Origin of the sequence: Blattabacterium cuenoti (assembly GCF_014252255.1) — a bacterium.
Classification (GTDB): Bacteria; Bacteroidota; Bacteroidia; order Flavobacteriales; family Blattabacteriaceae; genus Blattabacterium; species Blattabacterium cuenoti_J.
Map to the genome: position 1 here is coordinate 95,657 of NZ_CP059213.1, position 14,954 is coordinate 110,610.

Consider the following 14,954-nt stretch of genomic DNA (forward strand, 5'->3'; position numbering starts at 1 on the left):
ATATGGAAAAAAAATTATTTCCAGGTTCAGAAATAGTAATAAAAACACTATTAAATGAAGAAGTAGAATATATATTTGGTTATCCAGGTGGTGCTATTATGCCTATTTATGATTCTTTACATGATTATTTAAATTTTATTTCACATATTTTAATGCGTCATGAACAAGGAGCAATTCATGCAGCACAAGGATATGCTAGAGCAACTGGAAAAATAGGTGTATGTTTTACTACTTCAGGTCCAGGAGCAACAAATTTAATTACTGGATTAGCTGATGCTTTAATAGATAGTACCCCTATTGTTTGTATTACTGGTCAAGTATCTTCTTATTTATTAGGAACTGACGCATTTCAAGAAACAAATATTATCGATATTTCTCTTCCTGTAACTAAATGGAATACTCAAGTATTTAAAGCTGAGGATATTTGTGAATCAATTCAAAAAGGATTTTTTATAGCTAAAAAAGGTAGACCAGGTCCTGTATTGATAGATATAACTAAAGATGCTCAATTTCAAAAATCTGAATTTTATTATAATAAACGTTATAAATACGTAAAAAATTTTCATCCATATCCTTCTCTAGAAGAAAAAAAAATAATAGAAGCTGCAAATTTAATAAATAAATCTAAAAAACCTTTAATTCTTGTAGGTCAAGGTGTAATATTAGCTGAAGCAGAAGAAGAATTTAAAAAATTTATTGAAAAAACAGGAATTCCCGTAGCTAGTACTTTATTAGGATTAGGTGTTTTAGATACAAATCATCATTTATATGTAGGAATGTTAGGTATGCATGGAAATTATGCTCCAAATATTTTAACAAATCAATGTGATGTTCTTATTGCAATAGGAATGCGTTTTGATGATCGTGTGACAGGAGATGTAAATAAATATGCAAAACAAGCTAAAATCATTCATTTAGAAATTGATTCTTCGGAGATTAATAAAAATATATTATGTCATATTCCAATTTTAGGAAATTGTAAATTTTCTTTAATAAAATTGATGAACTATGTCAATAAATCTAATCATGAAGAATGGAAAAAAAAATTTTATAATCTTCAAGAAAAAGAAAAAACTATAGTTATACAAAATGATATAAATCCAAAAAAAAAAGGAATGACTATGGGGGAAGTTATTAAATGGATTAATAAATATAAACAAAAAAATGCTATTCTTGTAACTGATGTAGGACAACATCAAATGATAGCTTCAAGATATTTTAATTTTACTTATAAAAAAAGTCAAATAACTTCTGGTGGATTAGGAACAATGGGTTTTGCTTTACCAGCTTCAATAGGAGCTAAGTTAGGAGCAAAAAATAGACAAGTTATTTGTATTATTGGAGATGGAGGAATTCAAATGACTATACAAGAAATGGGAACTATTTTACAAAATAAGATTCCTATAAAAATAATTTTATTAAATAATAATTTTTTAGGAATGGTACGTCAGTGGCAACAGTTATTTTTTGATAAACGTTATTCATGTACAGAATTAATTAATCCAGATTTTATAAAAATATCTAATGCTTATAATATAAAAGCAAAAAAAGTCATAAAAAGAGAAGAATTAAAGGAATCTGTAAAAATAACATTGAATAACGAAAAAGCTTTTTTATTAGAAGTTTTAATAGAAAAAGAAGACAATGTATTCCCTATGATTCCTTCAGGAGCATCTGTAGATAAAATTCGTTTAACATAATTAATTAAAAAAATATTTATATATCATGAAGCAACAATTCAGAATAATAATTTTAGGAGAGAAAGAAACAAGATTATTGAGTAGAATACTTATTATATTAAATAGAAAAAATTTAAAAACAAATCATATAAATGTTTCTAGTAATGAAAATAAAAATACTGGAATTATTCAATTTCAATATGTTCTAGATTTAGAATGTCAAGAAGAACAATTAATTAAAATCAAAAAATTAATTGAAAAATTAATTGGAATTATTCATGTTTATTATTCTAAAATAGAAGAAAAAAATTCCAGAAAAAATTTATGGAAAAAAATAGATTTACCACTAGCAACATCTTAAATTAAATAAAAATCATGAAAATTAAATTTGGATCAATAAAAGAAAATATTGTAACAAGAGAAGAATTTCCATTATCAAAAGCTCAAGAAATATTAAAAAAAGAAACTATTTCTGTACTAGGATATGGAGTTCAAGGACCAGGACAATCTCTTAATTTAAGAGATAATGGATTTTCCGTCATTGTAGGACAAAGAAAAAATTCAAATTCTTGGAAAAAAGCACTTAAAGATGGATGGATAGAAGGAAAAAATCTTTTTTCTTTAGAAGAAGCCTCTGATAGAGGGAGTATAATTATGTATCTTTTATCAGATGCTGGACAAATTTCTTTTTGGCCTATTCTTTCTAAATTTCTTACTGAAAAAAAATCTTTATATTTTTCACATGGATTTGGATTAACTTTTGATGAAAAAACAAAAATATATCCTCCTAAAAATATAGATATTTTTTTAGTAGCTCCTAAAGGATCAGGAACTAGTTTAAGAAGACTTTTTTTACAAGGTAAAGGAATTAATTCAAGTTATGCTATTTATCAAGATTATAGTGGAAAAAGTTTAGATAAAACATTATCTATTGGAATAGGAATTGGATCTGGATATTTATTTGAAACAAGTTTTAAAAATGAAGTATATTCTGATTTAGTAGGAGAAAGAGGAACTTTAATGGGAGCTATACAAGGAATTTTTTCTGCACAATATCAAATTTTAAGAGAAAAAGGTCATTCTCCTTCAGAATCCTTTAACGAAACAGTTGAAGAATTAACTCAAAGTTTAATGCCATTAGTAGCAGAAAATGGAATGGATTGGATGTATGAAAATTGTTCTACAACAGCACAAAGAGGAGCTTTAGATTGGTGGAGAAAATTTAGAGATGCCACATTACCAATATTTAAAGAATTATATAATGAGGTTTCTTCTGGAAACGAGGCTAAAAGAATTATAAAATCTAATAGTGATATAGATTATAGAATAAAATTAAAAAAAGAATTAAAAAATCTTAGAAAAAGTGAATTATGGGAAGTAGGATCTATTATTCGCAATCTTAGACCAGAAAAAAAACATAATAAATAATTTATTATTTTAAATATTAATAATATTTTTACCACCATTTATTAAATAAATTGAAAAAAAAATTTAAAGGATACTTTCCTTCTTATGAAGATATTATCAAAGCAAAACATGTATTAAAAGATATTATTTATGAAACTCCGTTACAGAGAAATTCTATTTTATCAGAAAAATATAAAGCTAATGTTTTTTTGAAAAGAGAAGATTTACAAATTATACGTTCATATAAAATTAGAGGTGCTTATAATAAAATAAAAAGTTTATCTAAAATAGAATTAAAAAAAGGAATTGTATGCGCTAGTGCAGGAAATCACGCACAAGGAGTGGCATATTCTTGTCACATATTAAAAATTCCAGGAAAAATTTATATGCCTAGTACAACTCCAAAACAAAAAGTAGAAAGAGTAAAAATGTTTGGAAAAGAATATGTTAAAGTAATTCTTATTGGAGATACTTTTGATGCTGTTAGTTATGAGGCAATAAAGGATTGTAAAAAAAATTCAAAAATTTTTATTCATCCTTTTGATGATATTAAAATTATTGAAGGACAAGCTACTGTTGGTTTGGAAATTTTACAACAATCCATTTCAAATATAGATTACATTTTTATTCCTATTGGAGGAGGAGGATTAGCTTCTGGTATAGGAAGTCATTTTCAAGAATTTAGTCCAAAAACTAAAATTATAGGAGTGGAGCCTCAAGGAGCTCCATCTATGAGTTTTTCTTTAAAAAAAGGAAAAATTATAGAATTAGAAACAATAGATAGATTTATTGATGGGGCATCAGTTAAAAAAGTAGGAGAATTGAATTTTAATATATGTAATCAAATATTATACGATATTAAAACAGTTCCAGAAGGAAAAGTTTGTACAACTATTTTAGACTTATATAATTTAGAAGCTATTGTAGCAGAACCAGCTGGTGCTCTTTCAATAGCCGTATTAGATTTTTATTCTGAAAAAATAAAAGGAAAAACTATTGTTTGTATTTTAAGTGGTGGTAATAACGATATCACTAGAACGGAAGAAATACGAGAAAGATCTCTTTTATATGAAGAAAAAAAGCATTATTTTATTGTTAAATTCCCACAAAGATCTGGTGCTTTAAAAGAATTTGTTAATAATATTTTAGGTCCAAAAGATGATATTGCTTATTTTGAATATTCTAAAAAAACTTCCAAAGAAGAAGGTCCTGCTGTAATAGGAATAGAATTAGCAGATAAAAATGAATTTTCGGCATTATTAGGAAGAATGAAAAAATATAAAGTTCATTTTCAATATCTAAATAAAGATCCAGATTTATTTCGTATTCTAATATAATTTTATTGATAATACCCACGACTGGATTTGAACCAGTACATCCTAATATTGGATACCACCCCCTCAAAGTGGCGTGTCTACCATTTTCACCACGTGGGCTAAAAAAAAAGAAAAATTATTGAAATTTTATTAAAAAAAAATATAATCTATCTTTAAATAAATTTAAAAAAATTCTATGAATATAGCAATAATAGGGTATGGAAAAATGGGGAAATCCATAGAAAAAATAGCAAAAATTAGAAATCATAAAATTTCATTAATTTATGATGGAACTCCGACTCCATCTTTATTAAAAAATTCTGATGTTGCAATAGAGTTTAGTCAACCTAACTCAGCTTTTAATAATATAAAAATTTGTATAGAAAATAACATTCCTACAGTATGTGGAACTACAGGTTGGCTAGATAAATTTGAAATTATTAAAAAAATATGTCAAGAAAATAATGGATCTTTTTTATATTCTTCCAATTTTAGTATTGGAATGAATATTTTTTTTAAAATTAATGAAAAATTATCAAAATTTTTATTTCCATATTCTAAAAATTATGAAGTAAAAATTGAGGAAATTCATCATAAAGAAAAAGTAGATAAACCTAGTGGTACTGCAATTTCATTAGCAAATGATATTATTAAAAATAATATGAAAAAAACATGGATTTTAGATAAAAAAAAAACAAAAGATCAAATATTAATTATTTCAAAAAGATTTGAAAATGTATCAGGAACACATATTGTTATATATGAATCTAAAATAGAAAATATAAAAATACAACATAAAGCTAATAATAGAGAAGGATTTTCTATTGGTGCTGTGATAGCAGCAGAATGGATAAAAAATAAAAAAGGAATTTTTTCTATGAAAGATGTTTTAGGAATATAAAAATCATTTTATGTACCAATATTTTATTTTAAGTGGTATTTTTTTATTTTTTGAATATATTATTCATGTTTTAGGAACATGGAAACTTTGTAGAAAAGCAGGAATAAATTTTTGGAAAATTTTTATTCCTATATATAATATTTTTATTCTTTTAAAAAATTATGGTAGATCTATATGGTATATGATACTATTATTAAATCCATTAACAAGTATTATCTTACTTTTTATTTTGTGGATAGATTTAATTCGTTCTTTTGGAAAAGGAACAAAAAAAGATATAATATTATTACTTTTTTCTGCAGGTATATATATTTATTATATAAATTTTTTTGAAAAAATTCAATTTTTAAAAATTGAAAAAATAAAAAAAGAAGATAATACAGGAATATTATTATCTATAATATTTTCTTTTATAACACATACTTATATAATTCAACCTTTTGTTATTCCTACTTCTTCTATGGAAGGAACTTTATTAGTAGGAGATTTTATATTAGTCAGTAAAATTCATTATGGATTACGAATGCCAATGTCCCCTATTTCTATTCCTTTTACACATAATAAAATTTATAAAAATATAAAATCTTACATATCTATTTTACAATGGCCTTATTTTCGTTTTTCTCCTATTCAATCTATACAAAGAAATGATATAGTTGTTTTTAATTTTCCAAAAGATTTTAATCATAAAATTATAGATAAAAAAGATCATTATATTAAACGTTGTATAGGATTACCAGGTGATTTAATTTCTATAAAAGAAGGAGTTTTATTTATAAATCAAAAAAAAGAAAAATTTTTTGAAAAAAAACAACAAGCTTATTTTGTTAAAACGGAAAATATTCCTTTAAACATAGAATATCTTAAAAATAAAATGGATATTGAAGATATTGAATTAATTGAAGAAAAAAATGATGAATATTTTTATAAAATTATGTTAACCGAAAAAAAAGTAATTCAAATAAAAAATTTTTTTGATAATATAGTTTTTATAAAAAAAAATATTTTTCCAATTAATTATCAAGAATATTCTATATTTCCAAATAATTATGGTTGGAATAGAGATTTTTTTGGTCCATTACATATTCCAAAAAAAGGAGAATTAATTAAATTAAATTTAAAAAATATTCATATTTATAACGAAATTATTACTTATGAAAAAGGAGAAAAAATTAATGTACCCTCAGAAAGGTATTATAAAATAAAAAATAATTATTATTTTATGATGGGAGATAATAGACATAATTCATATGATTCTCGTTATTGGGGTTTTGTTCCAGAAAATCATATAGTAGGGAAACCTATATTTATATGGATGAGTATAGATTGGGATAGAAAAAATCCTTTAAATTTATTTAATTGGAAATTACGTTTAAATCGTATTATGAAAATAATAAAATAAAATATACTTTAAAAATTTCTTTTTATAAAAAAAAAACTTCCTATAAAATAACCAGAAACAATTCCTCCAATATGTGCAAAATGAGCAACTCCAGGAGCTAAATTAAAAATAGATGAAATTAAACTTCCAAAAATAAAAATAATAAGAGCTTTTCTAACTGCAATTGGAAAAGGAAAAGGAAGAATAAAAATTTTATGTTCTGGAAAAAATTTAGCAAAAGCTCCTACTATTCCACTTACTGCACCAGAAGATCCCATCATAGGAGAATACATAGAATTATAAAGATTCATTCTTTGTTCTTCATTTAAATAATATAATATTATTTTAGATTGTGAAAAATCTAAATTTTGAATAAAATAATACATTACACTAGTATTAAAAATTATTTGAAATAACGCAGCAAAAATTCCTGAAAAAAAATATATTATTAGAAATTTTTTTATTCCTAATAAAGTTTCTATTTGACCTCCAAACATAAATAAAGCTAACATATTAAAAATGATATGTAAAAAAAGACGTTTAGAATGAATAAACATATGAGTTACAATTTGATATAGTTTAAAATGTTCATCAAAAGGATGATATAAAGAAAGTATACTTTCTATCTTATATTGTGAAAAAACAAAAGTAGCTGTATATATAAGTATATTAATACTAATTAAATGTTTTACAGCATCTGAGTTAAGATTTATATAAAAATTCACTTTTTCAAAAAAATTTTTTTAAAAACAAAAAATATAGGATTTTTAGAAAATGTTGTATAATTTAGATTATGACAAGAAAATAAATCCCTAATTAAACATTCCATTTTATCAGGATATAACTCTGTTCCGTATTTTATAGATGCAGATTTTGATATTGATTGAATAAGTATTTTTTTATTATTTTTTTCTCCTTTAATAAAATTATATTTTAAAATATTTTGAAAAATTTTTACCAATATATTTTTATGTATATTTTCAGGTATAGAATGTAAATAAACTGATTCATTACAAAAATATAAATGAAATCCGAAATAAATTAAATCATTTTCTATATTTTTTAAAGAAATCAATTCTTTTTTCATCAATTTTATTTTTATAGGAAAAAAAAATTGTTGACTTATTAAGTTTTTTTTTCTTAAAAAAAATTCAAATAATATATTTCTATGTGCTCTATGTTGATCTACTAATATAGTATATTCATTATTCAATGTAAAAATTATATATTTTTTATGAATTTGAAAAGTTTTTATTTTTTTTTCATTATAAATATAATTGGATAATTTTTTTATTAAAAAAATATTCTTTTTTAAAGAAAAATCATTAAATAAAAATGAATTTTTTAATTGAATAATTTTTTTTTCATTATAAATATAATTGGATAATTTTTTTGTTAAAAAAATATTCTTTTTTAAAGAAAAATCATTTAAAAAAGATTTTTTTGAATTAGATAAAAATGAAATATTTGAATTTTTCAATTCTTTATTTTTTACTTCATATTGATAAAATAAAATTTTTTTTATTTCTTTTTGAATCATATAACCAATAATATCTTCTTTTTCTAATTTAACTTCTTTTTTTGTGGGATGAATATTCCAATTTACTAAACTTGAATCGATTTTAATGAAAATAAAATAAGAAATTGTTTTAAAATCTTTCACAAAACCATTATAAGAATGAATAATTTTTTTATGCAAAAATAAATGTGTAACACAACGATTATTTACTAATATGAATTGATCTCCTTTTTTTATAGAAGTATTTGGAACACTAACAAATCCTTCTACAAAAATTTTATTTGTATTTATTATAATTGGCGTTAATTTATTTTCTTTTTTAAAAATTTCTTTTATTCTTTCTTTTAAAGAAGTTTCTTGAAAATAAAAAAGAATTTTATCGTTATGATAAAAACGATATAGAATATTTCTATGTGCTATAACTATTTTATAAAATTCATGAACAATATGCTGAAATTCTATTCTTGAAGATTTTAAAAATTGCCTTCTAGCAGGAAATTTATAAAAAATATTCTTTACAGAAATTCTTGTTCCTTTAAGCATATTTAAAGAAATTTCCTCTTTTATTTTTCCATCTTCTACAATAAGATGTGTTCCTACTATATCTTCATTATTTTTAGTTTGTATTTCTAATTGAGAAATGATAGCAATAGAAGCTAAAGCTTCTCCTCTAAATCCTTTTGTATTAATTTTAAAAATGTCATTTTCTTTTTTTATTTTTGAAGTAGCATATTTTTGAATACTCATTTTTGCATCATTTTTACTCATTCCATCTCCATTATCTACTATTTGAATTAATGTTTTTCCTGAATCTTTTATAAAGACATCGATAATTTTTGCATTTGCATCTATTGCATTTTCTATAAGTTCTCTTAGTACAGAAGAAGGTCGTTGAATAACTTCCCCTGCCGCTATTTGACTAATAACGTTAAAAGGCAAAAATTGAATAATATCTTTCATTTTATTTTATAGATTTTTTAAATAAAGACATATATATAGCTGTTTTAGCACATTCTATTCCTTTATTTCCATTTTTTCCACCTGATCTATCAAAAGATTGTTGTTTATTTTTATCAGTAAGAATACAAAATATAACAGGAACATCATATTTTATATTAATATCTTTTATTCCTTGCGAAATAGATTGACATAAATATTTAAAATGATAAGTTTCTCCTTCTATTAAAGATCCAATTGTAATAATTGAATCAAAATTATAACAATGTGCTATTTTTTTAGCAGAATAAATTAATTCATAACTTCCAGGTACTCTCCAAGTACGTATATTTTCTTTAAGAATTTCTAATTGAATTAAAGTTTCATAAGCTCCTTTATATAATCTATTAGTTATTTCTTTATTCCATAAAGAAATAATAATTGCAAATTTTAAATTTGCATCTTTTATTTTTTTTTTATCTAATGAATAAATAGGACATTTTTTCATAAAAGTATAATTTATAACTTATTTTCAATAAACATAAGATATTTTTCTACATTTTTTTTATACAAAAAAAAAGGATATTTATTTTCTATTTTTTGAAAAAAAAATTTAGAATTTTTATATTCTTTCATATAAAAACTTAATAATGCAGCTTTGTAATAATAAAGAGGAGTTGTTATTTCATTTTCTCTAATATTTGCCGCAATAATATAATTTTTTAATGCTTCTTTTTGATTTCTCATTTGTGTGAAAGAATCTCCTATTATTCCATATTTTATAGAAGATAAAATTTCATCTTTTGCAGAAAAATTTTTCATCATATCAATAGCTTTTTTGTAATTAGATAATTTATAATAACAAATACCAGCATAAAATTTGGAAATATTTCCTGCTTTTGTAAAAGAATATTTAGAAGAAATTCCTGAAAATCCTAAATAATTAATTTTATTTTTTTTTCTATTTAAAGCTTTATCTATAAATCCTTGATAAAGATATTGTTGAGCATAATTTAATTCTTGAAGAGCTTTTTTTTCTGAAGGATATAAAAAAAATTTTTTGAAAAAAAAATATATACTAATTATTAGTAGTAATAGAAATATAATATAAAAAAAAATACGATTTTTTTTTTGAAAATGTTTCTTTATTTTATTCATAATAATCATAACAATAATAAATTAATTAATAAATATATTTATTAATTATAATTATTTTTTTTTCTTATTACTTCTATAGTTTTTATTCTTTTATTATCAATACTTTTTATAAGAAAAGAATAATTTAAAAAATTTATTCTTTGTTTTTTTTTTGGAAATTCTTTATTTATTTCCATGATAAAACCGCCTAAAGTATCTGCATCTCCTTTTTTTTTCTCGAAAAAAACTTCTTCTTTTATTTCCATAATACGATAAAAATTAATTAAAGAAGTTTTTCCATCAAATAAATAATTATTTTGATTTAATTTGGAATAAGACATATCTTCTTCATCAAATTCATCAATAATATCTCCTACTATTTCTTCAATTACATCTTCAAGAGTAATTAATCCACAAGTTCCTCCATATTCATCTACTACAATAGCTAAATGAATTTTTCTTTTTTTAAAATCACTTAAAAGATCATCTATTTTTTTTTTTTCTGGTACAAAAAATGGAGGATGAATTAATCTAGTCCATTTAAAATTTTTATCATAAATAAATGGAAGAAGATCTTTAGCAAAAAGAACTCCTTCTATATCATCAATACTATCTTTATATATAGGTATTCTAGAATAACCTTGATGACTAACTAATTCTAAAACATTAGAAAAAATAGTTTTACTATTTAAAGCAAACATATCTATTCTAGGAGTCATAATTTGATGTGTTTCTGTATTTCCAAAATCAACAATTCTTTGTAAAAATTGACATTCTTTAATATTTTTTTGATTTGAAGATGTAATTTTTAATGCTTCTGAAAGTTGATCTACAGAAATAATATTCTTTTTTTTAATTATTTTTCTTTCTATAATTTTTGAAATAAAAATTACTATTCTGCTCATAGGATCTAATATTTTACTAAGAAATAGTAATGGTTTTGACATAAAAATAGCAAAATAAAAATTATTTTTACTAGCATATATTTTAGGAATTATTTCTCCAAATAAAAGTAAAATGAAAGTTAAAAGACCTACTTCTAAAAAAAAATTAATAGGTATATAAAATTGATTATAAAAAATGAAATATTCATTTTCTAAAAATTCTGTTATTAAATAAGAACTTAATATCACAATTCCAATATTAGAAAAATTATTAGATATTAATATTGTTGCTAAAAGTTTTTTTTTATTTTTAAGAATTTTTAATACAAGATTTCCCTTATAAGAGTTTTTTTTTCTTTCTTTATCAATAGTTTTTTTTTCAAGACAAAAAAAAGCAGTTTCTGATCCAGATATTAATGCAGAAAATAATAATAGTATTATTATTAATACAAAATAAAAAACTAAATATAAAGTACTTTCTAAAAAAATATTCGTCGAAGATTCTTTTTTCAATAGATTAAATTTTGATTATAATTTTTAGAAAAAAAATTGCAAAATTTACATAATCCATTATAATATCAAAAATTAAAATTAATAAATAAATTATTTTTTACATTTTGTAAAAATAATATAATAGGACTAGGAAAAGGAAATTTTTCTATTTCATTATAGTGAATAAAAAAAAAATTTTTTAAAAATATATTTTTTTTAAAATCTAATAATATTCTAAAATTCAAAAATTGAATAAATAAAATTTGATGAGTAATTTTATGTTTTATTTTATAAATAATCATTATTGGATTAGAAGAAACTATTTTAAATGTTTTCCAAATTTTATTTTTAATTTCATGAATAGTAAGATTTTTTTTTGATTCTATTAAAGGAAAATCATAAAGTCCCTTCCATATATCTTTATGAGATCTTTTATTTAGACAAATATTTTTATTATGATCATACATAAAAATATAATAAAAAAATCGTTTTTTTAAAATGTATTTTTTTATTTTTTTTACAGGTAATTTATATACAGTATTATTTTTAATGGAAAAACAAGAATTTTTAACTGGACATAATAAACATTTTGTATTTTTTATAGTACATAAAATAGAACCTAAATCCATAATTGCTTGATTAAAAAAACCTGGATATTTACATTTCATCATTTTTAAAATGATAATTTTAAACATCTTTTTTGTTTTCGTAGATGTTATATCATCATAAATACCCAAATATCTAGAAAATACTCTATAAGCATTTACATCAATAGCAGGAACTACTTCATTAAAACATATAGATGCAATAGCAGCTGCTGTATATGGACCTATTCCTTTATATTTTATTAATTCTTTATATTTTTTTGGAAAAATATTATTTTGTTTTTTCAATTTTTTAGCAAAAGAATGTAAATTTTTTGCTCTAAAATAATAACCTAGACCTTCCCATTCTTTTAATACATTTTTTTCCTTTTCTTGAGCTAATTTTTCCAAGTTTGGAAATTTTTTTATAAAATTTAAATAATATTTTATAGTTTTCGAAACTTTTGTTTGTTGTAACATAAATTCTGAAACCAATATATAATATGGATTTTTAGTTTTCCTCCAAGGAAGTTTTCTATGATTTTTTTTATACCAATTTATTATTTTTTGAGAAAAATCCATACTCTATTTAATTTTAGAGCAATTTTATAAAAAATTGGTATATTTAGGAAACCGAATTTTGTTATTCGATATAATGATTTAACATGACAAAAGCAGATATAATAACAGAAATCATATCAGAAACTGGATCTGAAAGAATTGATACGCAAAAGGTTATAGAAATATTTATGAAAAAAATAAAACAAAGCCTTATTTCAGGAGAAAATGTTTATTTAAGAGGATTTGGATCATTTATTATTAAATATAGAGCAAAAAAATTAGGTCGTCATATATCTAAGGATGAATCGATTGTTATTCCAGCTCATAATATTCCAGCATTTAAACCCGCAAAATCTTTTACTGAATTAGTAAAAAAAAATGTTCCTATAAAAAAATAGTATATATTTATTTTAGGAATTTGAATCAATAACGATTGAAAATTATGCCAAACGGAAAAAAAAGAAAAAGACGTAAAATTGCTACTCATAAAAGAAAAAAAAGAAATAGAAAAAATAGGCATAAAAAAAAATAAAATTTAATTAAAATATTATAAAATTCTGAAATTTTTTTCCTTGTTTTTATGTATTATGTATTATGAATAAAGAGTTAATTATAAATGCAGAAAAACAAGAAATAAAAATAGCTCTTTTAGAAGAAGGAAAATTATTAGAGCTTCATAAAGATATTTTCAATAAAAAATTTTCTGTAGGAGATATTTATTTAGGAATAGTAAAAAAAATTTTATATGGATTAAATGCTGCTATTATTGATATAGGACATTCTAAAGGTGCTTTTTTACATTATAATGATCTTGGATTTCAAATAACTAAAATGTTAGAATTAATTTCTATAAATAAAAAATTTTTAGATAAAAATTTTGAAAAAATTGAAAAAAAGGAAAATTCTATAAATAATATATTATATCCTGGACAAAAAATTTTAGTTCAAATTTCAAAAGAACCTATTTCTAATAAAGGACCAAAACTAACTGCAAAAATTTGTATACCAGGAAGATATTTGGTTCTTATACCTTTTTCAGAGGGTATTTCCATTTCTAAAAAAATAAAAAAAGAAAATTTATTAGAAACAAATAGATTGCTTACTTACATACAGAAAATAAAACCTAATGAATTTGGTATAATAATTCGTACAGCTTCCTATAATAAAATAGAAAAAATTTTATATGAAGAATTAATTTTTTTAATAAAAAAATGGAAAAAAATATTAAAAAATCTGATAAAATTACCTCCAATTAGAGTATTAAGTGAAATAAGTAAAATTTATTCTTTATTAAGAGATACATTTAACGATGATTTTAAATCTATTTATTGTAATAATAATTTTTTATGTAAAGAAATTTATTCCTATTTATCTTTAATAGCTCCAGAAAAAACTAATATAATTAAATATTATAAAGAAAATATTCCCATATTTAAAAAATATGGAATAGAAAAACAAATAAAAATTTTTTTAGGTAAAAATGTTCCTCTTGAAAATGGAGCATATCTTATTATAGAACATACTGAAGCTTTACATGTTATTGATGTTAATAGTGGAATAAATAATTATATAAAAAAAAATTGTACAGAATCGGATCGAATTAATAATATATTAACAATTAATCTTTTAGCAGCAACAGAAATATCTAGACAACTTAGATTAAGAGATATGGGAGGTATAATTGTAGTTGATTTTATAGATATGGCTGACCCTATTCAAAAAAAACAATTATATGAACATTTAAAGGAAAAAATGAAAAATGACAGAGCTAAACACAAAATTTTGCCTCCTAATAAATTTGGTTTAGTTCAATTTACTCGTCATAGAGTAAGACCTGAATTAAATATAATAAATATAAATAATAATGAAAAATATAAAAATTCTCCTATTGATTATATTTATCGTTTAGAATTTATTATAGAATCGATTATAAAAAATAAAAATCATAAAAGAATAAAATTACATATACATTCTTTTGTTTCAGCTTATTTAAAAAAAGGATTTCCTTCTATTCAACAAAAATGGTTTTTTAAATATAAAAAATGGATTAAAATAATTCCAAGAAATTCATTTGGATATACAGATTACCAAGTATTTAATAAAAATAATGAAATTATATATTCTTCTTTTCATTGATTATTTATCTCATTATTTCAC

Annotated in this window: 14 protein-coding genes and 1 tRNA gene; 8 read left to right on the forward strand and 7 right to left on the reverse strand. The window is 21.5% G+C overall.

The genetic code is table 11. The annotated features are described in order from the left end of the window. The first annotated feature begins 2 nt into the window (after positions 1 to 2). From ilvB to ilvA, 4 genes are read left to right on the forward strand one after another with little or no spacing between them, the layout of a single operon-like run. The gene (gene ilvB / locus H0H41_RS00405; protein WP_185872490.1) at positions 3 to 1,700 is read left to right on the forward strand and encodes a biosynthetic-type acetolactate synthase large subunit; all 1,698 of its coding nucleotides are present in this window, start codon (positions 3 to 5) and stop codon (positions 1,698 to 1,700) included. A gap of 25 nt (positions 1,701 to 1,725) precedes the next feature. Beyond that, positions 1,726 to 2,040: an acetolactate synthase gene (locus tag H0H41_RS00410; protein ID WP_185872289.1), complete on the forward strand. Its 315-nt coding sequence runs from the start codon at positions 1,726 to 1,728 to the stop codon at positions 2,038 to 2,040. Between the two features lie 14 nt (positions 2,041 to 2,054). Beyond that, entirely contained in the window at positions 2,055 to 3,107 is a 1,053-nt protein-coding gene (gene ilvC / locus H0H41_RS00415) for a ketol-acid reductoisomerase (RefSeq protein ID WP_185872290.1), read from the forward strand. A 50-nt stretch (positions 3,108 to 3,157) separates the two neighbouring features. Beyond that, positions 3,158 to 4,423: a threonine ammonia-lyase gene (gene ilvA, locus H0H41_RS00420; protein WP_185872291.1), complete on the forward strand. Its 1,266-nt coding sequence runs from the start codon at positions 3,158 to 3,160 to the stop codon at positions 4,421 to 4,423. Between the two features lie 12 nt (positions 4,424 to 4,435). On the opposite strand, the gene H0H41_RS00425 is transcribed toward ilvA, so the two are convergent. Next, positions 4,436 to 4,522, reverse strand: a tRNA-Leu gene (locus H0H41_RS00425). A 76-nt stretch (positions 4,523 to 4,598) separates the two neighbouring features. On the opposite strand from H0H41_RS00425, the gene dapB reads away from it, so the two are divergent. Continuing rightward, the gene (gene dapB / locus H0H41_RS00430; RefSeq protein ID WP_185872292.1) at positions 4,599 to 5,303 is read left to right on the forward strand and encodes a 4-hydroxy-tetrahydrodipicolinate reductase; all 705 of its coding nucleotides are present in this window, start codon (positions 4,599 to 4,601) and stop codon (positions 5,301 to 5,303) included. 10 nt (positions 5,304 to 5,313) lie between these two features. Next, complete coding sequence (lepB, locus tag H0H41_RS00435) at positions 5,314 to 6,705, forward strand: signal peptidase I (RefSeq protein WP_185872293.1); 1,392 nt, start codon at positions 5,314 to 5,316, stop codon at positions 6,703 to 6,705. An 8-nt stretch (positions 6,706 to 6,713) separates the two neighbouring features. On the opposite strand, the gene H0H41_RS00440 is transcribed toward lepB, so the two are convergent. The 6 genes from H0H41_RS00440 to H0H41_RS00465 all read right to left on the reverse strand — a co-directional run bounded on the left by H0H41_RS00440 (position 6,714) and on the right by H0H41_RS00465 (position 12,818). Next, positions 6,714 to 7,409, reverse strand: coding sequence for a rhomboid family intramembrane serine protease (locus tag H0H41_RS00440; protein WP_185872294.1), 696 nt, complete (start codon positions 7,407 to 7,409; stop codon positions 6,714 to 6,716). After that, a complete protein-coding gene (gene mutL, locus H0H41_RS00445; protein ID WP_185872295.1) occupies positions 7,406 to 9,163 on the reverse strand; it encodes a DNA mismatch repair endonuclease MutL in 1,758 nt (585 codons plus the stop codon). The genes H0H41_RS00440 and mutL overlap by 4 nt, the downstream gene beginning before the upstream one ends. A gap of 1 nt (position 9,164) precedes the next feature. Then, positions 9,165 to 9,647: a 6,7-dimethyl-8-ribityllumazine synthase gene (gene ribH / locus H0H41_RS00450; RefSeq protein ID WP_185872296.1), complete on the reverse strand. Its 483-nt coding sequence runs from the start codon at positions 9,645 to 9,647 to the stop codon at positions 9,165 to 9,167. 11 nt (positions 9,648 to 9,658) lie between these two features. Next, positions 9,659 to 10,297 carry a tetratricopeptide repeat protein gene (locus H0H41_RS00455; protein ID WP_185872297.1) on the reverse strand — a complete coding sequence of 213 codons (639 nt, stop codon included), beginning with the start codon at positions 10,295 to 10,297 and terminating at the stop codon, positions 9,659 to 9,661. A gap of 41 nt (positions 10,298 to 10,338) precedes the next feature. Further along, the gene (gldE, locus tag H0H41_RS00460; protein ID WP_185872298.1) at positions 10,339 to 11,673 is read right to left on the reverse strand and encodes a gliding motility-associated protein GldE; all 1,335 of its coding nucleotides are present in this window, start codon (positions 11,671 to 11,673) and stop codon (positions 10,339 to 10,341) included. A gap of 65 nt (positions 11,674 to 11,738) precedes the next feature. Then, positions 11,739 to 12,818 carry an A/G-specific adenine glycosylase gene (locus H0H41_RS00465; protein ID WP_185872299.1) on the reverse strand — a complete coding sequence of 360 codons (1,080 nt, stop codon included), beginning with the start codon at positions 12,816 to 12,818 and terminating at the stop codon, positions 11,739 to 11,741. Between the two features lie 83 nt (positions 12,819 to 12,901). On the opposite strand from H0H41_RS00465, the gene H0H41_RS00470 reads away from it, so the two are divergent. Continuing rightward, on the forward strand, positions 12,902 to 13,195 hold the full coding sequence (locus H0H41_RS00470) for an HU family DNA-binding protein (RefSeq protein WP_185872300.1): 294 nt from the start codon (positions 12,902 to 12,904) through the stop codon (positions 13,193 to 13,195). Positions 13,196 to 13,391: 196 nt separating this feature from the next. Continuing rightward, positions 13,392 to 14,933, forward strand: a complete 1,542-nt coding sequence (locus tag H0H41_RS00475) for an Rne/Rng family ribonuclease (RefSeq protein WP_185872301.1) — start codon at positions 13,392 to 13,394, stop codon at positions 14,931 to 14,933. The last annotated feature ends 21 nt before the right edge of the window (positions 14,934 to 14,954 follow it).

Excerpts from the sequence above, each read along its gene's own strand:
- ilvC (WP_185872290.1), top strand. The coding sequence starts at position 2,055 with ATGAAAATTAAATTTGGATCAATAAAAGAAAATATTGTAACAAGAGAA.
- H0H41_RS00475 (WP_185872301.1), top strand. The coding sequence starts at position 13,392 with ATGAATAAAGAGTTAATTATAAATGCAGAAAAACAAGAAATAAAAATA.
- ilvB (WP_185872490.1), top strand. The coding sequence starts at position 3 with ATGGAAAAAAAATTATTTCCAGGTTCAGAAATAGTAATAAAAACACTA.
- H0H41_RS00465 (WP_185872299.1), bottom strand. The coding sequence starts at position 12,818 with ATGGATTTTTCTCAAAAAATAATAAATTGGTATAAAAAAAATCATAGA.
- H0H41_RS00455 (WP_185872297.1), bottom strand. The coding sequence starts at position 10,297 with ATGAATAAAATAAAGAAACATTTTCAAAAAAAAAATCGTATTTTTTTT.
- lepB (WP_185872293.1), top strand. The coding sequence starts at position 5,314 with ATGTACCAATATTTTATTTTAAGTGGTATTTTTTTATTTTTTGAATAT.
- H0H41_RS00470 (WP_185872300.1), top strand. The coding sequence starts at position 12,902 with ATGACAAAAGCAGATATAATAACAGAAATCATATCAGAAACTGGATCT.
- mutL (WP_185872295.1), bottom strand. The coding sequence starts at position 9,163 with ATGAAAGATATTATTCAATTTTTGCCTTTTAACGTTATTAGTCAAATA.
- dapB (WP_185872292.1), top strand. The coding sequence starts at position 4,599 with ATGAATATAGCAATAATAGGGTATGGAAAAATGGGGAAATCCATAGAA.
- H0H41_RS00410 (WP_185872289.1), top strand. The coding sequence starts at position 1,726 with ATGAAGCAACAATTCAGAATAATAATTTTAGGAGAGAAAGAAACAAGA.
- ribH (WP_185872296.1), bottom strand. The coding sequence starts at position 9,647 with ATGAAAAAATGTCCTATTTATTCATTAGATAAAAAAAAAATAAAAGAT.